We start from the raw sequence: 19,332 nt of genomic DNA on the forward strand, positions 1-19,332 counted from the left end.
GTTTTCGAGTGTTTTAGCTTTCACTTTTGTCAGTAATTTATTATAATTATAATCTGAGAATGGTTACAAAATCATTCTTTGTTTTTATGGTGTACCCAAAACAGTTATTTACTACTTATTTTTCATAAAAAGAAAGGGGAATAACATCAATGGATAATAACGAAATGAACCACAGCAAAGCAGGTGCTGAACAGTGCCCATTCACTGGACAGAAATCAAGTGAGGAAAGCGCAATTACCACTGCAAAAGTTGGTACCACAAATAAAGACTGGTGGCCAAATCAATTAAATGTCAATATCCTGCACCAGCATGATAAGAAGACAAATCCGCTTGGTGAGGATTTCAACTATAAAGAAGAATTCCAGAAGCTTGACTACGATGCACTGAAAAAAGATCTTCATGACCTGATGACAGACAGCCAGGATTGGTGGCCGGCAGATTATGGTCACTATGGTCCTCTATTCATCCGTATGTCATGGCACGCAGCCGGTACATACCGTACTGGTGACGGACGCGGAGGAAGCTCTACAGGACAGCAGCGTTTTGCGCCACTGAACAGCTGGCCGGATAATGCAAACCTTGATAAAGCACGCCGTCTTCTATGGCCAATCAAGCAGAAATACGGTAACAAGATTTCATGGGCTGACTTACTAGTATTGGCAGGTAACGTGGCACTTGAATCAATGGGTCTGAAAACGTTCGGCTTTGCCGGTGGACGTGCAGATGTATGGCACCCTGAAGAAGACACTTATTGGGGCCATGAGAAAGAATGGCTTGAAGACAATCGTTACTCAGGCGACCGTGAGCTTGAAAATCCGCTTGCTGCCGTTCAAATGGGTCTAATCTATGTCAACCCTGAAGGTCCTAACGGTAACCCGGATCCGCTTGCAAGTGCACGCGATATCCGCGAAACATTCGGCCGTATGGGTATGAATGACGAAGAAACTGTGGCACTGATTGCAGGTGGACACACATTCGGTAAAGCACACGGTGCTGGAGATCCTGAAAAAGTCGGTCCTGCGCCGGAAGCAACCAATGTTGAAGAGCAGGGTCTTGGCTGGAAGAGCTCTCACGGGAGCGGTAAAGGCCGCGACACCATTACAAGTGGTGTAGACGGAGCATGGACTGCTAACCCGACTCAGTGGGACAACGGTTACTATGACCTGCTGTTCGGATACGAGTGGGAGCTGACAAAGAGCCGTTCAGGCGCTAATCAGTGGAAACCAGTAAACCCTAAAGATGAAGATCTTGCACCAGATGCTGAGGACGCTTCAATTAAAGTTGAAACATTTATGACAACAGCTGATATGGCGCTGCGTGTGGATCCTGATTATGAAAAGATCTCACGCCGCTATCACCAGAATCCGGACGAGTTCGCTGATGCATTTGCACGTGCATGGTTCAAGCTTCTCCACCGTGATATGGGACCAAAAGAGCGCTACCTTGGACCTGAAGTACCACAGGAAGAACTGATCTGGCAGGATCCAGTACCGAAAGTGGACTATGAACTTTCTGACAGTGAAGTTGCTGACCTGAAAGCGAAAATCCTTGATTCAGGTCTTACTGTAAGCGAGCTTGTGAAAACAGCATGGGCTTCAGCAAGCACGTATCGTGGATCAGACTTCCGCGGCGGTGCAAACGGAGCGCGTATCCGTCTTGAACCACAGAAGAACTGGGAGGCAAACGAGCCTGAAAAACTTGAGAAAGTATTATCAGTATACGAAGGCATCCAGAGCGGACTTGATAAGAAAGTCAGCCTTGCTGACCTGATCGTACTTGGTGGTACAGCTGCAGTTGAGAAAGCTGCAAAAGATGCCGGTGTGCACACTAACGTACTCTTCTCACCTGGACGCGGAGACGCAACAGCAGAGCAGACAGATGCAGAAAGCTTTGACGTACTTGAGCCGGAATCAGACGGCTTCCGTAACTACCAGAAGAAAGAATATACGCTAAGCCCTGAAGAAATGCTTGTAGATAAAGCACAGCTTCTTGGCCTGACTGGTCCTGAACTGACTGCACTAACCGGTGGTCTGCGCGTTCTAGGCGCGAACCATGGCGATACAAAACACGGTGTATTCACAGACCGCGTCGGCGTTCTTTCAAACGACTTCTTCGTGAATCTGCTTGATATGAACGTTGAGTGGAAAGAAGTAGGCTTCAACCTGTATGAAGGCCGTGACCGCAAGACCGGCGAAGTGGTACGCACAGCTACACGCTTTGACCTTGTATTCGGCTCTAACTCAATCCTTCGTGCTTATGCAGAAGTGTATGCACAGGAAGATAACAAAGAAAAATTCGTACGTGACTTTGCTGCAGCATGGGTGAAAGTGATGAACGCAGACCGATTTGATTTGAAATAAGATTTGGTTATGGACCGGAGAGTGCTGAGGCGCTCTTCGGTTTTTTGTTTTGGGGTTTGGAAGTGGGTGGATAGCGGGCTGAGGGCTGGGACTATATACCCGAAGTGGCGAAGTTCACAGGTTTTGCGCCGAACATGTATTTTGAAAAGCGAACGCGTGGTATTTCCCGTCGAACACCTATCATTTCCCACCGAACACCGCACCATGAACGTCGAACCAAAATTAAAACCAGCACACCCACCACCCTTTCTCCCCTCCACCCAAACCTGTTATACTAAATAAACGAATCTGAAATAGGAAGTGACATTATGCGTTTAAATAAATTTATCAGTGACTCAGGAAAAGCCTCACGCCGCGGCGCTGACCGCCTGATTGAGGAAGGCAAAGTAAAGGTGAACGGCAATAAAGCGAAAATCGGCATGCAGATCGAGCCTGGTGACGAAGTCCTCGTAAACGGACAAACGATCCGCCTCGCAAAGAACAATGTCTACATTGCCCTCAATAAACCGGTCGGGATCACATGCACATCTGAAAAAGGTGTTAAAGGAAACATCATTGACCTTGTGAATCACCCGCTCCGCATCTCGCATGTCGGCCGTCTGGATAAAGAGTCTGAAGGACTCATTCTCCTGACAAATGACGGAGATATTATCAATGAGATCCTTCGTCCTGAGAATGAACACGAGAAAGAATACATTGTGTCAGTCGACAAACCGATTACACCTGACTTTATTAAGCAAATGTCAGAAGGCGTAAAAATTCTTGGCACAAAAACGAAGCCTGCCAAAGTCGTCGAACTGTCCAAGTTTGATTTTCAGATCACTCTAACACAGGGGATGAACCGCCAGATCAGACGTATGTGTGAGGCACTGGGCTATGAAGTATACCGTCTGCAGCGTACACGCATTATGAATATTCAACTGAATAATATGCCTGTCGGCCAGTGGCGTGACCTGACAAAGAAAGAGCGCACGCAGCTGTTTAAAGAACTGGATTACGAACCGAAAGAATGGTAACCAATACCCGTACTGTTTCAATGTTAAAAGAAGAAGCAGTACGGGTATTCTTTTACTATCGGACCATTCATAATTGACTGAGGTGATCACATGTTTTCAGGCGAAGTGCAGCAGCGGTTTATCCTTTTCTCAACAGAACATATCGTAATGCTGATTTTGTTTATTGTATTGACCATTGCAGGATTAAAATTTTTCCTTAGAGATGACTTTGTCAAAAGCACACCCTTCTGGACGCTGCTTTTTGCCGGCATATTTATTATTTCGGAACTCAGTTATCAGATCTGGGCACTTTCAGTCGGCGTGTGGAGATCATCTAACTTCCTGCCGCTGCAGCTCTGTTCTTTCAGCACTTTTTTTGGCTTATTTTTATTATTCAAACCGAACCGTCCAATTTTTTATTTTTATTTCTACATTGCGATCTTTCCACCAATTTTCGCACTGCTTACACCTGATCTGGCGTATGCATTTCCACACTATTTTTACTGGAAATTCTTCATTCAGCATATGGCAATTCCGCTTTCAGCCGTATTTCTGCTGAGACGGGATGGTTATACACTTCCAAAAAGCTCAATTATCTATGCACTTGCACTGCTGAATCTGTGTGCACTCGGGATCTGGGGCGCGAACACTTTAACCGGAGGCAACTATTTCTTTTTAAATGGCCCCCCTGCTTCTGATACCGCACTATCCATTTTCGGTGAGGGTGTTTTTTATATTCTTGGGCTTGAGCTGGCGGCACTCGTTGTTTTTATCATAACCTGGTGGCTTGGAAACAAAATGATCCGCCCCGCGCGCATTCAAAATTGATCACACGAATCTCTGTTATTAAGCTTTTCATTAGAGGAGTTGAATGAAGATGGCACGTGAAGAAATTATCGTTATTGGCGGCGGGATCGGCGGATTGACTGCGGGTGCTATGCTTGCCCAATCAGGAAAGAGCGTCACAATCCTTGAAGCATCAAGAGAATGGGGCGGCTGTGCAGGGAAATTCCAGCGTCATAAATTTCTATATGCCTCAGGCGCAACGCTCGGCATGGGACTTGAAAAAGGCGGGATTCATGAAAGGATATTTCGCCATCTGGGTATCAAAACAGATGCAGTCAGACTCGAGAATGTCATGAAAATCAAACAGGCTGACAGAACCCTGACCTTTTATGCTGACCGGAGGAAACACGTTCAGGCCATGCAGCACGCCTTCCCTTCCCACTCAGATAATATTGCTGCTTTTTATCAGGAGGTCTATCAGCAGGCAGCGAAGATCCGTTTACTAATGAAGAAGCTCCCGATCCTGCCTGTTAAAACCGGCAAAGAAGCTTATGAATTATTAACTTCACTACAGCCCGCTCACGTGACATTAACGCCGGGCTTTTTCAAAACTGTCCACTCATTACTCAAAAAACATCACCTGCTTGACTGCAGAGATTTCGTTCATTTTCTGGACGGCCAGCTGATCGACAGTATGCAAACGACAACGAAGGATTGTGCCATGCTGATGGGTGTACTTGCCCTTGATATTTATCATGAAGGTGCTTATTACGTGCCGGGCGGTCTGTACCGTTTTGCTGAAGAGCTCGTTGAAGCTGCAAAACGCAATGGTGCAAAAGCGATCCTCGGCAGGCGTGTGACTGAAGTGAGAAAAGCTGGGGACCGTTATGAGGTGGAAGATCACCGCGGGAATATCCGGACGGCTGATCATGTGATATGTAATGCTCCTATTCAGGCACTTCCTCAGATCATGCATCAGGATCTTTATGAGTTGCTTTCTCCCGGATTGAAAAAGCGGTCAAATGAGGATACCTGGGGCACGATGACGCTATATATTTCACTTGACGAGACACACTTACCGGATGATTTCCCACTCTTTCAGCAGTTGATGAACCCCGGCACTCACAGTCATGATGAAGGAAATCATTTATTTTTATCGATCTCAGCTCAAGATGATAGAAAGCGGGCACCTGAGGGATTCAGAACACTGACAGTCAGCACCCACATCAACCTGGACAACTGGAAAACGAAATCACAATACGACTTCAATAAAGCAGCGTTCATAGATAAGATGCTGAATACAATCCGGCACTATTACCCAACCATTGATCAGGCAATTGTTGATCTGTACCCTGGTGCACCAAAAGCCTGGGAGCGTTTCCCTCACCGGCCCGGGGGTGTTGTCGGCGGCTTTGCACAGACCAGGTCACACTCACTGTTTCTCAGCCTCTCCCACCGCACGTCACTTAAGAATTTCTGGCTTTGCGGAGACTCCGTTTTTCCAGGCGGCGGAACAATTGGGGTATCTGTCAGCGGATATCACTGCTATCACTCCATCACAGGGCGCAGATTAATTCAATAAGTGCGCCCTTGTAAGTTTCTCCACCTACAAACTCGGGAAAGCATACTGTAAAACTTAAAGGACGTGTGCAGTATGCTGAATACCATGAAAGCGATCCCTGCGAGGACATACATATTAATCATGACAGCGCTTGTTTTAATTGGCGGCGGCTTTTACATATTTACTGAGCTTGGAGAAGATGTACTGGAAAACGAGAAATTCATGATCGATCAGCAGGCAGCTGACTTTGCTGACAGTATCGCCACACCTGGTGTGACCACATTTTTCGCCTGGGTCACCGAACTTGGATCCGTCTGGGCACTGAGCCTCGGTTCCCTGATTATGATTGCTGTTTTGTGGTATTTTTATAACCGGAAAAAATGGAGAATTATCTACTTCATTATTGCGATGGGTGGGATCACCATTTTAATTACAGGACTCAAGGCAGCTTTCGGAAGAGATCGTCCGAATATTTTAGAGCAATATGATGGTACCGGATACAGCTTTCCAAGCGGTCACTCCACCGGGCCCATTGTCTTTTATGGATTTATTATGTATCTGATTATCAGAAGCCGGATGAATAAGCTGGGGAAATGGATCATTAATGTTGCCCTTGGAATCCTGATTCTCCTGATTGCCTTTAGCCGCCTTCCACTGGGTGTTCATTATTTTACTGATGTAATTGGTGGATTATCCCTTGGACTGACGTGGCTTGTTACCTGTATCGCCATTCTGGAGATCACACTCTGGAGATCCGGTCTGAAAAAGAAAAAAGAATTATAATGTGAAACGCCTGGATCGGACCGGTTCACGTTATTCAACGCAAAAGAAGGCTCAAAAATGAGCCTTCTTTTTTAGTCAGTCTGACACATGATCATGACGTCTATCCATCCTGATGCAAAGCCTGGGGACAGTTCAAACTTTACAGCTGGTGATTACAGAGATAATCCCGGATCGTAGAGTATGGCACCATTATTCTTCCACTATATTTTCTGTACACGAACCGCCAGGCTCATAATCCAGTGATCTTGCCTGTTCAAGGTCAGACTGCTCAATATAGTTTGACGGTTCATCCTGTTCAAAGCACTCAGGAAAAACGAACGTATTGTCACTATGATCAAGAATAACCTGTGGGTTAGGTTCCTGCGTCACACTGTTATAGATCACGATTCCTCCTATGGCTACTACAATAACAATTGCTAAAGCGATTAAAGTTTTTTTCATCATTACTCCCTGCCTGACTTCATAAAAATCATTCATACATGATCAGTTTATCAGGACGAAGCTAATATCTGAAGCAACAAGTCCACATAGTTAACTTTCATTGGTTCTCCCCTGTAAATAAGATCTGATTCTCTCCCTGAATAACATTGGGATAATAAAAATCACAGCGAAAATAGTGACTGCAATAATGATGGTCTGCGTACTGTCTGAGCCGGTACTGAATCCCAAAAACGTATAAGCAAACGTGCCCGGTATAATCCCGATCAGTGTAGCAAGCGCGAACGGTAATAGACGCAACTTGGATGCACCCGCTGCATAGCTGATCAGATCAAAGTTAAAAAGCGGCACCAGCCTAAGCAGCAGCACAATAAAAAAGCCGTTGTATTCAAGCTTATGCTGAAGCTTCTCGCCCCTATTACCAAGCTTCTCTTCTACCCTTTTCGCTCCTGCTTTTTTAGCAAATATAAATGCGAGAACCGCCCCGGCTGTAGCGCCTGTCATTGTTAAAAGTGTGCCATATAAAGGTCCGAAAGCCAGTCCGCCTGCAAGAGATAAAACAGAGGCCGGAAACAGAATGAATGGTCTGACTGTATACAATGCGACATATAAGGCTGGTGCAAGAATACCGACAGATAAGATCCAGCCCCGGATTCTGTCCGGAGATAAATCGAGTACAGTCTGGTTTAAAACGATTAACCCTGCAACAATGGCCGCAATCAGTATCCAGCCGCCCCACTTTTCATTTATATCACCTCATTCTGCATGCTGATTCAATGGTACCGTTAAATCATATTCACGTCATATTTCCGGTGCTGTGAAATGTTTTTTCACCAAAACTTCCTATTCAAATTTTTTGACCACACTAATGCTACCCTGTGCTAACAATTTAGATACCTGTATACTGGAATTAAAATGGCAGGAGTGATGACATGATTCAAAATGATTGTACAGAACTACTTGCAATTCGGCAGCCGATTATCCAGGCGCCAATGGCTGGCGGTGTGACCACAACACGACTCGTAACTGAAGCAGCAAAATCAGGGTGTCTAGGCATGATTGGTGCAGGGTATTTAACAGCACAGCAGCTGCATGATCAAATACTGGAGATTCAAGCAGAAACAACCCAGTTTGGTGTGAACCTTTTTGTTCCACACCCCTTTACGGTTAATGAAGCGGAGATCAGTAAGGCGGCTGAGCGATTACAGCCGTTTAGTGAGGAGTTGGGGCTTGAAACAGATATGCCGGCTATTAAAACGTATGACACATTAAAACAAACGTTTGACCAGCAAATAGATGTGATCATTTCGTTGAATGTACGGGTCTGTTCTTTTACATTCGGTCTGCCTTCTGATGAAGTTGTGAGCCGCCTTAAGTCAAACGGAACGGTATTGATTGGCACGGCAACTACTGTGAAAGAAGCCATTGCTGCAGAAAAAGCAGGAATGGATCTTGTCACTGTTCAGGGAAGTGAAGCCGGCGGACATCGGGGGAATTTTCTGAATAATCAGGAAGAGAGCATGATTGGACTGATGTCACTTGTTCCGCAGACAGCTGATGCCGTCAATATTCCGGTCATTGCTGCAGGAGGCATAATGGACGGACGGGGAATGGCTGCTGCCTTCATGCTCGGCGCGCAGAGTGTGCAGATGGGGACAGCATTTCTTACTACCAAAGAAAGCGGTGCGAATCCATTACATAAAGAAAATATCCTCACTTCACATGAAGACGAGGTGATCATGACACGGGCATTTTCAGGTAAATGGGCACGCGGCCTGCAAAACACATTTACTGAAGAAATGCGTGATGCTAACATGCCTGTCTTCCCCATTACAAACGGCCTGACAAAACCGATCCGGCAGGCTGCAGCAAAACAGGAAAATAGTGAGTATATGTCATTGTGGTCCGGACAAAGTCCAACACTTGCGAGAAGTGAAACAGTGAGGAAGATGGTTGAGCGGGTCAGTAAAGAAGCTGATATGTTAATCAGACACTTTCCTCTTCGGGGGCAAAGCTGAATATTGCGGGTTCAAAAAGACGCATTCAACGCGTCTTTTTAGTTTGGCGCTGCCTGTTTTTTTCTTATGTAATAGGTAAGCAGGTAGACAAGAACGACACAAACACTTGTAATCAACAGTACGTTGAGGGCGTAAGACGCATCAAGTTCTGCCAGGCTTGTCGGCTTGGTTTCTCCAATGCCGGCGAACTGATAGGCCAGCCCTTTATAATCAATAATAATGATCGACATAATCATGCCTGTCACAATACCTGCAATCAGCTTTTTCATCGTTTCCCTCCTTTACCCAACTTTAAATTACCAATATTTTACCATAACATGACTATAATATGTGGGATGGATTGGAAATATGATAAAATCAGTCAGTTCTTCCTATCGATCTTTCCATATGGAGTGCTGCTGATCTTTCTTTTCCACCTGTCACTTTGAAGTGCCATTCCTGACCCGGAATGAAATCTATGTTCACGGATTGATCAACAGGCATTCGATTTTTGCCATTTTGATCACCCAACAGATAAAGATCAAATGATGTATGTCCGGCAGACGTAAAGTCTTCTCTTAAAATCTCAATCACCAGGTTATCCCCCTTTGCTATCGCTGAGCCATCAGCATTCACCACTGTGGAAGAAGTATCTCCCAGATGAAGTTCAATTCCATACACTTCAATATCAGTCTGATTTTCAAAATGTAGTGTCATTCCATTACTTTTTGTTTCCGCACCACTGCTGCATGAACATGCGGACAAAAATACTACAGCACACAATATGAAAAATATTTTCCTCATCATAAGATCCCCCTTTTCCAATAAATTCATTATAGAGGGTTGTTTATTGATAATCAATAAATTATTATTGAATTATAAATAAAATTAATTGATAAGCGGAGGTTTCGCGATGAAAAAACTTACTACATTTAAAAAAGTAATGCTGGGCTTATTAACAGGTATGCTTGTGCTAGTGGGAGGATTCGCATTTCTTATTTACTGGCTGTTTTACGATATGGACCGGCTGCCTCAGGGAGAGTTTATAACGGAAGAAACCTCTCCTGATGGCACGTATACGGTAAAGGCTTATCGCACGAACGGCGGAGCCACAACTGCATATGCGGTAAGGGGTGAACTGGTGACGAACAATAGCGGAAAGACTAAAAATATATACTGGCAATACCGTAAAGACGCTGCGGAAATTACTTGGCAAGATGAGGACACGGTTATGATTAACGGCATTGAACTGGATGTGCCGGGTGAGAGGTATGATTATCGGAAGGAGGGTGATGGGTGATCGTAACATACATTCGAAGTCTGCTGCTTGTTGGCATTGTCATGACTGTTGTTGTTTATGAGTTCATTCAGATAAAATATCATGACATTAAAACAGCTGTAGCAGCACAGGAGCAAGATATACAAATCATATCGATTGCCCTGATCGGCGGATGGGGTGAGTGGTTTCAGGAATATTCACTGGTGATTGAAAAAGATGAAAGTGAATATAGAATCTGGATGGATACAGATGGGGATATATATGATTGGGAAGGGCTAGATGAAGGCTCGTGAAATTCCTCCTGATATTCATGAAGTTTTTTCGCATGGTTCATATCAACATGTAATGATACCTGCTTGATAAACATAAAAATCCGCTCCAGGCAAAGCCGGAGCGGATCAGGTCAAGGCTCCAATATATACATGGCAAAATCAGGGCCTTCACTATTCAATACAAGTGTTCCTTCTTCAGTAAATCTAGGTTTCGTCAGCCGCTCTTCAATATGATCCAGCGTATTCAATGGCCGGACTTTTAATTCATCAACCTCATATAACATCACTGTATTACTCTCGCCTTCTGGCACCCGTAAAGCAATACGATCCCCGTAAGCAGCAAATTCATCAAATTCAGGTGTCTGAATCTCCTGGACCTCCCCCGTTTGACTATTCGCCTGAAGCAACACAGGCATTTCATCTACATTGCGCCCCTGACTATAGATGAATTCGCCACTCCATTGGACGTATTCTACGATTTCAAATGGCAGTTCGATTTCATTTACCCGCTCCATTGTCTGGATGTCGTAGATGAAAAGCTTCGTCACACCATCATTTTCTTCGGGGATCACAACCTGATTTCCCTGTAATGCGGATTCGCTTCTACTGCCGCCTGTACTCTTATGCAGAAATTCCGATTCCTGATTATTCAGATCCATCACGTAAACCCCTTCTCCTCCGTTTAGATAGACAAGTGTATCCTCTTCGATGGACAGATTAGCAAAGCCCCTTCCCTCTACTGTAATTACCTGTTGGTTGCTTCTATTCATCACGTTGAGTACTGCGCCACCTTCTACAGGTTCAGACCATACAAGCCAATCTTCTGTAGCTGCAACATTATAAGGTATGCCCGGCAAAGATACCAGCTGCTCTTTCCCTGAAGACTCACTATAAGAATATAATCCGGTTTCTTCAGAAAAAATCAGCTCTGATGTTTCATCCACATAGATGGCATTGATCAATGAAGGGTATGGCGTGTCAGGCACAACCAGCTTTTCAATTGTTACATCCTGAGCTGTGCGGTTGGACGTCAGTTCAGGAACAATCAACACAGCAATCATGATCAGCACCATAACACCAGCTAAAGCCGGAAGCACCTGAAACCGACGTTTTTTCCGTTTATGAATACGCTCAAATACAGCTTCTTTTTCAGCTGAAGTGAAATGAAGTGACTCAGGCAGTGACTTTTCAAGTTCGTGTTTAATACTCATAATCACCCTCCTCAATCGAGATCTTCGCCAGTTTTCTTCCTCTTGAAAGCCTTGTCTTCACCGTATTTGGTGAACACGCCAGTATCTCTGAGATTTCGTTCACCGTCAGTTCATCATAATAATACAGCCAGATTACCTCCCTGTATTTCACCGGCAGCTCCTTAACCAGTTCACCAAGTGTGCGGTTCCCTTCGTTTGTAATATATTGATCTTCTGCTGACGTCCCCTGCTTAAAGGTGCGCAGCCTGTCAGCAAATTCGACTTTACGAAAAGACCAGCTTCTCAAGTAGTTCTGAGATTCATTCACTGCGATTCTGTAAAGGTATGTCTTAACAGATGACCTTTTTTCAAACTGGTCAAAACGTGTATAAAACTTCACGAATGTATCCTGCAGAATATCTTCTGCCTTTTGAACATCTTTAACATATGTATAGATCAGCCTTTTCAAATAGTCACCATGCTCCTCCATGGCGTTCCGGAGCAGACGGTCTTTCTCATCATTCTTCAAGCCGGCACCTCCTTTCTATATAGGTTGGACAAAGCTGGGGTGGGTGAGGTTTCAAATATATTGATAATGATCATATATCGTTTTTGTCAGCCATTTTACACGCTCAATTTGAGTCAATTCAAAAAACTTGATGAGGCAGAGGTTTTATACCAGGAGGGATTGAAGAAAATCAGCCAGCCAGCAACGGTCAAAGTGTGGGAAGCAATCTTCGAGCAACCGATCACCAATGCAGAACAGCTGAAAAAGATCATAGGCCTCCCACCTTCAATAGTCAGAAAAGCCATTCGTCAGCTCACCGATTTAAATATGATTTTTGGAGATGACAGACAGCGAAACAGACGGTATTATCAGTATGATTTAATTAGAGTAATGAATAGTTAAACGAGCTATCAAATTGGATAACTCGTTTTTCGCTTTCTAAAATCAGACTCCAAAAAATTGTACGACATAATGAAAAGCGAAATAAATTGCTATGTATAAAATGCTGGATATCGGACAAACTGATTTTATCCCCTATTTGATAGGCCGGTCTCATGATTGAGACTGGCTTTTATTTTTGAGGCAGGTCATGACTTCAGCAACAAGATCATCAGGATTTTTAGTTCCATCAAGTACATAATCAGCATTCAGCTTTACAGTCTGCTCCATATGCAGATATGCGCGGCGACTGTCTCTCAGGTAATGCTGCAATTCCTTCATCACACTCCCAATATCACGATACTCCTGATCTCTCAATACTCTCCTTGCCATTGCAATATCAAGCGGTGTATCAAGATAGAATGAATGATGGATGGTTTGCGCTACTTCTTCCTGCAGGTAACTGAAAGGGTAATCAAGGATGAGATATGCCGGAGCACCTGCCTGATTCAATTCTTTTTCTATTTTTTCAATCAGCGGTTCCATGCCCCACTCGTTCAGATCTCCTCCAGCATCAACCCACGCCGTCAAATTATCAGGCGCTTTTTGGAAATCTATTTCGTCAAAATATAAGGCAGCTGAGTCCGATAAAGATTGCAACAGACCATTTGTGAGGGTGGTTTTCCCTCCTCCGGATACTGCTGCAATTGAGATAACGATTGTCATGATTGATTCTCCTTTATCGATTCGTCTTGTTTGTGGGCTGCGGCGATCATTTCTTCAATTTTGAAGTCACTCCTTCAGACCGCGCTCACCACCATATTTCACCCCGGTTCAACTCGAAGCAGCCACTGTCCCCTGATGAAAAATCATCTGCCAGCCTGCCTTCTCTTTCTTCCAGATCGAACAGCGGTTAGCAACCTCTCCAGTCACTTGATAACAGGTCTGAAAGAGAGCTTGAACAGTGTCTTCTGACAGCAACCGGATATCGTAATCAAGGATCTCCACATGAATCGTTCCTGCCCCGCCTTCAGTCATCAGATCTGCTTTCATGAACCTGCCGCCTGATTTACCAAATTCAATGAACTCGTCATGAATAAGACGATCAAGATCCTCAAGTGATAACCGCTTTGTATTGTCCAGCAGCTCTTTTTCATGAAACAATATGGTTTCTTTCAAATGATCCATTTCTCTTCCTCCAATCATAAAACGCACCGCCATTTCAATTAATTGTAAATGACAGTGCGCTCATATGCTATCTATTGTTACGATTCCTGCATCAACCATTCCTCATACAGCTGATCAAGCTCAGTTTGCAGATTTAGCCTTTCGTTATTAAGCCTTTCATAAGCCTCCCAGGCCTCACCAACTGACTCGATTTCAAGATCCATAGCTTCAATTTGTTTTTCAAGCACTGCAATCTGCGCTTCGGTATCAGGTGTTTGCTGTTCTCTTACAACAGGTTTTGCTGCTGAAATAGGCTTTTCTTTTTTCTTTTCCACAACAGGCTGCGGCCGCTTTCCTCTTGCCCAGTCATAAGCACCTTCATATACCGTGAGCTTCCCATTTTCAATCCAGGCCGTCCGGTCAAAGATTGCGTTCAGGAAGTAGCGGTCATGAGATACAGCAATGATCGTACCTTCAAACTGCTGCAGTGTTTCTTCAAGTACTTCGCGCGATTCGATATCCAGATGGTTTGTCGGCTCATCTAGCACCAGCAGATTAATCTCATCATGCATAAGCTGCGCCAGACGCAGGCGCATCCGCTCTCCACCGCTTAAGTTCTCCACTTTTTTAAAGACGTCGTATCCATAGAATAAAAATCTTGCCAGCACATGACGGGCATCTCCTTCAGTCATTGAGACATGCTCCCTGAATACATCAATAACGCGCATACCAGGGTCGCTGTATGAAAATAACTGAGACAAATAACCGACTTTCACATTACTGCCAATGCGGCAGACACCTTCGTCAGGCTGTATATCTCCTGTGATCATTTTAATTAACGTGGATTTCCCGGCACCGTTTCCGCCTACAATCCCTATATGATCCTGCCATCTGACTGACAGATTCACATCCCTGAAAAGCCATTGATCATACCGCTTTCCAACCGCTTCATAAGTGACTGCATCTTTCCCGCTCCGGTCGGCTGCGTCCAGCGTCAGTGACATCTTTTTAACAGTCACAGGCTTTTTCACACGCTCCATCCGCTCAAGCGCCTTTTCCATGCTTTTCGCTTTCTTAAAAAGCTTTTCATTAGGCGGGTTCGCTTCATTCGCCCATTGTCTCAGCCTGCGGATCGCTTCCTTCATCTTTTTAATCTTCTTCTGCTGCTCTTCATACTGGTGAAATTCCTGCATAATCCGCTCTTCTTTTGCTTTAACAAACGCATCGTAATTCCCTTTATAGCTGTAAGGCTCGCCGTCCTCAATTTCCACAATGCGGGTCGCTGTCTGATTAAGAAAATGACGGTCGTGCGACACCATAAGAACAGCGCCTTTATGTGATTTGATAAACGTTTCAAGCCACTCAATCGCGTCCATATCCAAGTGATTCGTCGGTTCATCAAGCACAAGGAGATCAGGATTTGTCAGCAGGATGGTTCCAAGCATGATCTTTGTCTGCTCACCACCGCTCAGGTTTTTAAATGGCATCGCGACAAGCCTGGTGAGCTGAAGCCCATTAATGACAGCCTGAACTTTCGCATCACGCTCATAGCCTTCAAGCAGTGCAAACTGCTCCTGCAAATCACCATACTGACTCAGTAAGCGGTCGAGTGTCTCCGGTGAAGCAGCCGCCATCTCCTTTTCCATTACCTTCATTTTCATTTCAACCGCCATCACTTCTTCAAAAGCCGTCAGCAGAACATCGTTTCCTGTCCAGCCTTCAGGAAAGGATGGGATCTGGTGAAGATACCCGAGTGTAAGACCCTTTTTCTTAATGATTCTTCCTGTATCCACTAGTTCTTTTTCAGTCAACAGCTTGAGCAGCGTTGTTTTTCCGCACCCATTCGGTCCGACAAGCCCGATGATTTCCGAATCCTTCACTTCAATTGTCATATGTTCAAATATCGTATTACCGCCCATCATTTTGGCGATATTCTCTGCTTTTAATAACATATTCCGTTCCTCCAGGTTATCAGCTGTGGGAACATCTTTTTAGACACAAAAAAGACTGCCTGATCAACAGACAGTCTTTCCGCGCTTAGCGAAAAAGAATGGTTCATCAGCTGGTGTATTTTTGATTTTTACTAAAAATGGACAGACTTCTCCCGTATTTGGCAAAATCAAAAATTAGCGCACGTGAAAAATACAGACAGCTGATTCGCTTTTCACATACCATTCCAGCAGATTGATTCATTCCCTTTCACCTCCGATCAGATTAGTTGTCGTAATTGTAGCACAATTCAAAGCTGATTTGAATAGAGATTTTTATTAGATTATAAAAATTTCCATCATAAAAAGGAATATAAGGTTAACACCGTGAAGTAACTATTAAGGCATATCTAGGAGGATTAAATTGGATAAAACAAAAACAATGATTTACTTTGAAATCACTGCACCAGACCTGGACACGGAAGCTGTCACAAAACAGCTGGGTATGACGCCTTCAGAAAGTTACCATAAAGGGGATTTGATTGAAGATAGTTTTTATCACTACAGAAAGCGCGGTTCCTGGAGCATCAGCAGCGGTTATCAGGAGGATCTATTCATGGACGAAAGTTACAAAAAAGTCATTGACCCGCTGCGTGAAAAAACTGCCCTGATCAATCAATTACGCACAGCGTATGATGCCACCTGCCGCATTGTGGTCGTCAGCGAAATGTTTAACGGCCAGGCACCTGCGCTCCTCTTCCCTGCTGATGTTGTGCAGTTCGCAGCGGACGTTCATGCTGAAATTGATATCGATTTATATCCCTGTGCACATCAAACGTAAGAAAAGGCACTGCCGCTTAAGCAGTGCCTTTTTCTATTCAAGCTCTTCTTCGTACAGACCAGGCAATATAAAAACATATTCTCCATTATAACTGCCGCCCCCACCGTTTCCTCTTGTTTTTTCAAGATCTGTTACTTCTCCCTGTCCATTTAATGCCTGCCATTGCAGCGGTAATTTCATGATCAGAGACATATATTCAGATGCTTCCGGAGTGTTTTGCATAACGTCTGAAAGCTTCTGCATTACTACCGGAACCGGTGCATAACCATAATTATTTTCACCTGTTTCAATTAATTCACTTAGCTGGATATGTGGGCTATAAAATGATTGTTCATTGCCATTATCTAAATGAGATACAGAGTAATTACGCGTTCGAATGAAATAGAGCGCCCACTCCGTTACATCGTCTTCCGGATCCACATGCCAGACTATATAAGGTCTCGCATCCCCCTTTACCAGCAGTGGTCCAGTTGATTCAGCCTCACCTGATTTTTCCCATTCACCACCGATCCATTTGAAAACACTTGAGCCATAAGTATTTTCATTTGCAATGAATGGAACAAAGTAGGTTTGTTCATCAATCTGGAGGATATCCTGAATCTCTTTTTCCGGTCCGGTTAAAGATAACGCTGAAAGGACCTCTTCCTCCGAGAGAAAACCATCGGGCGCTGACATTCGCTGATTCACAAAAACAATTGCTGCCAGTATAATGATGAGCACAAAGACGATTAATCCTTTTTGTTTACCACTCATTCTTCATTCACTCTTTTCTCAAGAAAAGAAGCTGTATCTGACCGGAAATAAAACTGCTGCTCGCTAGTAGTGATTAATATTCCTTTCCCGTCAGACTCCACAAAGACATGAATGCTATTCCCTTCTTTTGATTCAATACCTGTAATGAGAAAAGGAAACCTCTCTTCAATTTGACTTGTTTGATCAGGCTCTAAGACTTGTTCCTGTTCCGTCACACTGTCATACCACCCAATCACATCTGCATATGAACTTTCAAAGGAGCTGATATCTTTTTCAAACTGTGCAAGATTGAACTCAGCCTCTGGTGCAGAAGGATGAACCTTTATAAAGGATGCTTCCGTCACATCATGAAGGTAAGTGTCAATCTCATCTTCAGGATAGATCACAGAAGATATGAGCAGCCCTGTAAGTGTGGCAGCTAAAAACAGGTAATTAGCAAAAAAGCCGATCCACGCATACTTACGGTAGACATGCCAGCGGTCGTTTTTATTTGTAAAAGCAATGAGCAGCCATACACCAAGCGGCAGCACTGCAAATGATACAAGCTCACCAAAAACCGGTATATTGATTGAGAAAGAAAATAAGCCAATCAGTACAACCAGCAAAATTTTTAACAGCTTCGGCCTCTCTTCTTCGTCCTGCTTCCGATACGTTCTGATCACCAAAACCACCAGCACAACCCAGGCGATTATGGTACTGATGATACTGATTATATTCCAATCGATATTCAAGTTCACATTCATTTATTTTTCTCCTCCGCCGATATTGATGGGCTCCAGGTTCTCTACAGCAGTTCCCTGTTTTTTAAAGAAACTCATATAGATTGCAGGCAGTAAAAGGACTGCTGAACCCATCCCCAATGCCACTGCGGTACTTGACAATTCAGGGATAAATCCTGCTAAAAATGTTCCTGCAAGACCAGACAATCCGCCAATCACATAAGTGGCACTGCGAATCCTCGTCAGTACTTCATCCGGCGTAATGCCCTGATGAGCCGCTCCCTGTATGACAAACGCCATGGATAAGGCACCATCAAATATCAGCACACCCATAAACGCCGCCCAGAATGAACTTGAAAGAAATACGACTATGACACCAATTCCTGATAGTCCTAACAGAACACTTAACAGCAGAATCCAATTTGTCTGCTCGAAGTATTTTAATATCAATACGCCAATTACATTTCCGACTCCTGCAGCTGATAATAACAAGCCAATGTGAGCTGCAGATAACTTCATCACGGTCTCGCCATGTATTACTACAAGCAGCATGATATAGACTGTTGAAAAGCTTAATACAGAAATTATGATTGCATGAATGCGCTGCGGCACGCTTGAAAAAAGATAAGAAAAGCCTACAGATGCTTCTTTGAAGAACCTGTTTTTATGTAAGGGATTTTTTAACTCCGGTGGTTCTGCTGCTGTTTCAATGGGTAGCTCACCCTTCAGTCTGAACAGAAAAAGTGACGAAGCAAATGACAGGCAGGCACAAATAACCAGCGTGGCAAACGACCCTGTGTATGTATATAGCAGCCCTCCGATTGCCGGTCCCGCTAACGTTGTCACTGCATCTGCAGCCTCAAGACTCGTATGGGCAGGCATCAGGTTTTTACGTCCGGCAACAGCCGGAATCATCGTGTTAAATGCCGTCCGGCTGATCAGTGCAAGCAGTCCCATCACAAATAAAGTGAAAGCGATCAATACACTGCTTTCAAAAAGGATGAAAAAAGCGAGAAGCAATAGACCAATCGCATATAAAAAGTTTGCAGCAGCCGCAATCAAAGATTTATTTCTTTTTTCTACCCAGACGCCAACCGGCACAGCAAATAATAGTGCACCGAGCTGCTGAGACATCACAACAAGCGCTGTAATGAGCGGGGAACCTGAAAGTCCCAATACGATTAACGGAATCACAATCTCCCTGAATCTGTCGCCCAGAATGAAAGCGGCATTTGAATACCACATTTTTGCAAAATGTCTATTAATTAACATTGCTTTCATACGCTTCTCCTTAACATGTATGCTTTCAATCACCTAATGATTAACAGTATGAATCAACTTCTTTTTTTTATCAAACCAATCAAAAAAGCTGACACT

At 44.1% G+C, this 19,332-nt stretch carries 23 protein-coding genes; 10 read left to right on the forward strand and 13 right to left on the reverse strand.

Translation table 11 applies throughout. The features are described from left to right. Positions 1-149: 149 nt before the first annotated feature. The 5 genes from katG (at position 150) to KP77_RS04985 (ending at position 6,485) form a co-directional block, all read left to right on the forward strand. Entirely contained in the window at positions 150-2,360 is a 2,211-nt protein-coding gene (gene katG / locus KP77_RS04965; protein WP_041121592.1) for a catalase/peroxidase HPI, read from the forward strand. A gap of 308 nt (positions 2,361-2,668) precedes the next feature. Continuing rightward, positions 2,669-3,376, forward strand: coding sequence for a 23S rRNA pseudouridine(2604) synthase RluF (rluF, locus tag KP77_RS04970; protein ID WP_041121593.1), 708 nt, complete (start codon positions 2,669-2,671; stop codon positions 3,374-3,376). 90 nt (positions 3,377-3,466) lie between these two features. Then, entirely contained in the window at positions 3,467-4,183 is a 717-nt protein-coding gene (locus KP77_RS04975; RefSeq protein WP_052473974.1) for a YwaF family protein, read from the forward strand. A 49-nt stretch (positions 4,184-4,232) separates the two neighbouring features. Beyond that, positions 4,233-5,723 carry a phytoene desaturase family protein gene (locus KP77_RS04980; protein WP_041121594.1) on the forward strand — a complete coding sequence of 497 codons (1,491 nt, stop codon included), beginning with the start codon at positions 4,233-4,235 and terminating at the stop codon, positions 5,721-5,723. Positions 5,724-5,795: 72 nt separating this feature from the next. Continuing rightward, entirely contained in the window at positions 5,796-6,485 is a 690-nt protein-coding gene (locus KP77_RS04985; protein ID WP_041121595.1) for a phosphatase PAP2 family protein, read from the forward strand. A gap of 189 nt (positions 6,486-6,674) precedes the next feature. Here KP77_RS04985 and KP77_RS04990 read toward each other — a convergent pair whose 3' ends face one another. After that, entirely contained in the window at positions 6,675-6,929 is a 255-nt protein-coding gene (locus tag KP77_RS04990; RefSeq protein WP_152614668.1) for a hypothetical protein, read from the reverse strand. Positions 6,930-7,016: 87 nt separating this feature from the next. Next, entirely contained in the window at positions 7,017-7,523 is a 507-nt protein-coding gene (locus tag KP77_RS04995) for a TVP38/TMEM64 family protein (RefSeq protein ID WP_235420671.1), read from the reverse strand. A 332-nt stretch (positions 7,524-7,855) separates the two neighbouring features. Between KP77_RS04995 and KP77_RS05000 the strand changes: the two genes are divergently transcribed. Further along, a complete protein-coding gene (locus KP77_RS05000) occupies positions 7,856-8,941 on the forward strand; it encodes an NAD(P)H-dependent flavin oxidoreductase (RefSeq protein WP_041121598.1) in 1,086 nt (361 codons plus the stop codon). Positions 8,942-8,979: 38 nt separating this feature from the next. Here KP77_RS05000 and KP77_RS05005 read toward each other — a convergent pair whose 3' ends face one another. Both KP77_RS05005 and KP77_RS05010 read right to left on the reverse strand, forming a co-directional pair. Continuing rightward, positions 8,980-9,210 carry a hypothetical protein gene (locus KP77_RS05005; RefSeq protein WP_041121599.1) on the reverse strand — a complete coding sequence of 77 codons (231 nt, stop codon included), beginning with the start codon at positions 9,208-9,210 and terminating at the stop codon, positions 8,980-8,982. Between the two features lie 88 nt (positions 9,211-9,298). Further along, on the reverse strand, positions 9,299-9,637 hold the full coding sequence (locus KP77_RS05010; protein WP_152614669.1) for a hypothetical protein: 339 nt from the start codon (positions 9,635-9,637) through the stop codon (positions 9,299-9,301). 196 nt (positions 9,638-9,833) lie between these two features. Between KP77_RS05010 and KP77_RS05015 the strand changes: the two genes are divergently transcribed. Both KP77_RS05015 and KP77_RS05020 read left to right on the forward strand, forming a co-directional pair. After that, positions 9,834-10,220, forward strand: a complete 387-nt coding sequence (locus tag KP77_RS05015) for a DUF5412 domain-containing protein (protein ID WP_041121601.1) — start codon at positions 9,834-9,836, stop codon at positions 10,218-10,220. Continuing rightward, positions 10,217-10,492 (forward strand): hypothetical protein, encoded by a 276-nt coding sequence (locus tag KP77_RS05020; protein ID WP_041121602.1) that lies wholly within the window; start codon positions 10,217-10,219, stop codon positions 10,490-10,492. Before KP77_RS05015 ends, KP77_RS05020 begins: the two co-directional genes overlap by 4 nt. Before the next feature lie 110 nt (positions 10,493-10,602). On the opposite strand, the gene KP77_RS05025 is transcribed toward KP77_RS05020, so the two are convergent. Next, the gene (locus KP77_RS05025; RefSeq protein WP_041121603.1) at positions 10,603-11,682 is read right to left on the reverse strand and encodes a hypothetical protein; all 1,080 of its coding nucleotides are present in this window, start codon (positions 11,680-11,682) and stop codon (positions 10,603-10,605) included. Next, positions 11,672-12,190 (reverse strand): sigma-70 family RNA polymerase sigma factor, encoded by a 519-nt coding sequence (locus tag KP77_RS05030; RefSeq protein WP_152614670.1) that lies wholly within the window; start codon positions 12,188-12,190, stop codon positions 11,672-11,674. The genes KP77_RS05025 and KP77_RS05030 overlap by 11 nt, the downstream gene beginning before the upstream one ends. Positions 12,191-12,349: 159 nt before the next feature. Between KP77_RS05030 and KP77_RS05035 the strand changes: the two genes are divergently transcribed. Beyond that, positions 12,350-12,571 carry a helix-turn-helix domain-containing protein gene (locus KP77_RS05035; RefSeq protein ID WP_152614671.1) on the forward strand — a complete coding sequence of 74 codons (222 nt, stop codon included), beginning with the start codon at positions 12,350-12,352 and terminating at the stop codon, positions 12,569-12,571. Between the two features lie 150 nt (positions 12,572-12,721). Here KP77_RS05035 and KP77_RS05040 read toward each other — a convergent pair whose 3' ends face one another. The 4 genes from KP77_RS05040 to KP77_RS18615 form a co-directional block, all read right to left on the reverse strand. Beyond that, complete coding sequence (locus KP77_RS05040) at positions 12,722-13,273, reverse strand: nucleoside/nucleotide kinase family protein (protein WP_041121605.1); 552 nt, start codon at positions 13,271-13,273, stop codon at positions 12,722-12,724. Between the two features lie 108 nt (positions 13,274-13,381). Further along, positions 13,382-13,735: a nuclear transport factor 2 family protein gene (locus tag KP77_RS05045; RefSeq protein WP_041121606.1), complete on the reverse strand. Its 354-nt coding sequence runs from the start codon at positions 13,733-13,735 to the stop codon at positions 13,382-13,384. Between the two features lie 77 nt (positions 13,736-13,812). Continuing rightward, positions 13,813-15,666, reverse strand: coding sequence for a ribosomal protection-like ABC-F family protein (abc-f, locus tag KP77_RS05050; protein WP_041121607.1), 1,854 nt, complete (start codon positions 15,664-15,666; stop codon positions 13,813-13,815). A gap of 106 nt (positions 15,667-15,772) precedes the next feature. Continuing rightward, positions 15,773-15,907, reverse strand: coding sequence for an RAxF-45 family protein (locus KP77_RS18615; protein WP_407637912.1), 135 nt, complete (start codon positions 15,905-15,907; stop codon positions 15,773-15,775). Between the two features lie 159 nt (positions 15,908-16,066). Here KP77_RS18615 and KP77_RS05055 point away from each other — a divergent pair, with 159 nt between their 5' ends. Next, positions 16,067-16,483 carry a DUF4279 domain-containing protein gene (locus KP77_RS05055; RefSeq protein ID WP_041121608.1) on the forward strand — a complete coding sequence of 139 codons (417 nt, stop codon included), beginning with the start codon at positions 16,067-16,069 and terminating at the stop codon, positions 16,481-16,483. 33 nt (positions 16,484-16,516) lie between these two features. On the opposite strand, the gene KP77_RS05060 is transcribed toward KP77_RS05055, so the two are convergent. From KP77_RS05060 to KP77_RS05070, 3 genes are read right to left on the reverse strand one after another with little or no spacing between them, the layout of a single operon-like run. Further along, positions 16,517-17,236, reverse strand: a complete 720-nt coding sequence (locus KP77_RS05060; RefSeq protein ID WP_041121609.1) for a hypothetical protein — start codon at positions 17,234-17,236, stop codon at positions 16,517-16,519. Further along, positions 17,233-17,979, reverse strand: coding sequence for a hypothetical protein (locus KP77_RS05065; RefSeq protein ID WP_041121610.1), 747 nt, complete (start codon positions 17,977-17,979; stop codon positions 17,233-17,235). Before KP77_RS05065 ends, KP77_RS05060 begins: the two co-directional genes overlap by 4 nt. Next, positions 17,980-19,236: an MFS transporter gene (locus KP77_RS05070; protein WP_041121611.1), complete on the reverse strand. Its 1,257-nt coding sequence runs from the start codon at positions 19,234-19,236 to the stop codon at positions 17,980-17,982. Positions 19,237-19,332 lie beyond the last annotated feature (96 nt).

The sequence above is a fragment of the Jeotgalibacillus alimentarius genome, from assembly GCF_000829445.1.
Lineage (GTDB): Bacteria > Bacillota > Bacilli > Bacillales > Jeotgalibacillaceae > Jeotgalibacillus > Jeotgalibacillus alimentarius.

Excerpts from the sequence above, each read along its gene's own strand:
- katG (WP_041121592.1), top strand. The coding sequence starts at position 150 with ATGGATAATAACGAAATGAACCACAGCAAAGCAGGTGCTGAACAGTGC.
- rluF (WP_041121593.1), top strand. The coding sequence starts at position 2,669 with ATGCGTTTAAATAAATTTATCAGTGACTCAGGAAAAGCCTCACGCCGC.
- KP77_RS04975 (WP_052473974.1), top strand. The coding sequence starts at position 3,467 with ATGTTTTCAGGCGAAGTGCAGCAGCGGTTTATCCTTTTCTCAACAGAA.
- KP77_RS04980 (WP_041121594.1), top strand. The coding sequence starts at position 4,233 with ATGGCACGTGAAGAAATTATCGTTATTGGCGGCGGGATCGGCGGATTG.
- KP77_RS04985 (WP_041121595.1), top strand. The coding sequence starts at position 5,796 with ATGCTGAATACCATGAAAGCGATCCCTGCGAGGACATACATATTAATC.
- KP77_RS04990 (WP_152614668.1), bottom strand. The coding sequence starts at position 6,929 with ATGATGAAAAAAACTTTAATCGCTTTAGCAATTGTTATTGTAGTAGCC.
- KP77_RS05000 (WP_041121598.1), top strand. The coding sequence starts at position 7,856 with ATGATTCAAAATGATTGTACAGAACTACTTGCAATTCGGCAGCCGATT.
- KP77_RS05005 (WP_041121599.1), bottom strand. The coding sequence starts at position 9,210 with ATGAAAAAGCTGATTGCAGGTATTGTGACAGGCATGATTATGTCGATC.
- KP77_RS05010 (WP_152614669.1), bottom strand. The coding sequence starts at position 9,637 with ATGACACTACATTTTGAAAATCAGACTGATATTGAAGTGTATGGAATT.
- KP77_RS05015 (WP_041121601.1), top strand. The coding sequence starts at position 9,834 with ATGAAAAAACTTACTACATTTAAAAAAGTAATGCTGGGCTTATTAACA.
- KP77_RS05025 (WP_041121603.1), bottom strand. The coding sequence starts at position 11,682 with ATGAGTATTAAACACGAACTTGAAAAGTCACTGCCTGAGTCACTTCAT.
- KP77_RS05040 (WP_041121605.1), bottom strand. The coding sequence starts at position 13,273 with ATGACAATCGTTATCTCAATTGCAGCAGTATCCGGAGGAGGGAAAACC.
- KP77_RS05045 (WP_041121606.1), bottom strand. The coding sequence starts at position 13,735 with ATGGATCATTTGAAAGAAACCATATTGTTTCATGAAAAAGAGCTGCTG.
- abc-f (WP_041121607.1), bottom strand. The coding sequence starts at position 15,666 with ATGTTATTAAAAGCAGAGAATATCGCCAAAATGATGGGCGGTAATACG.
- KP77_RS18615 (WP_407637912.1), bottom strand. The coding sequence starts at position 15,907 with ATGAATCAATCTGCTGGAATGGTATGTGAAAAGCGAATCAGCTGTCTG.
- KP77_RS05060 (WP_041121609.1), bottom strand. The coding sequence starts at position 17,236 with ATGAGTGGTAAACAAAAAGGATTAATCGTCTTTGTGCTCATCATTATA.
- KP77_RS05065 (WP_041121610.1), bottom strand. The coding sequence starts at position 17,979 with ATGAATGTGAACTTGAATATCGATTGGAATATAATCAGTATCATCAGT.
- KP77_RS05070 (WP_041121611.1), bottom strand. The coding sequence starts at position 19,236 with ATGAAAGCAATGTTAATTAATAGACATTTTGCAAAAATGTGGTATTCA.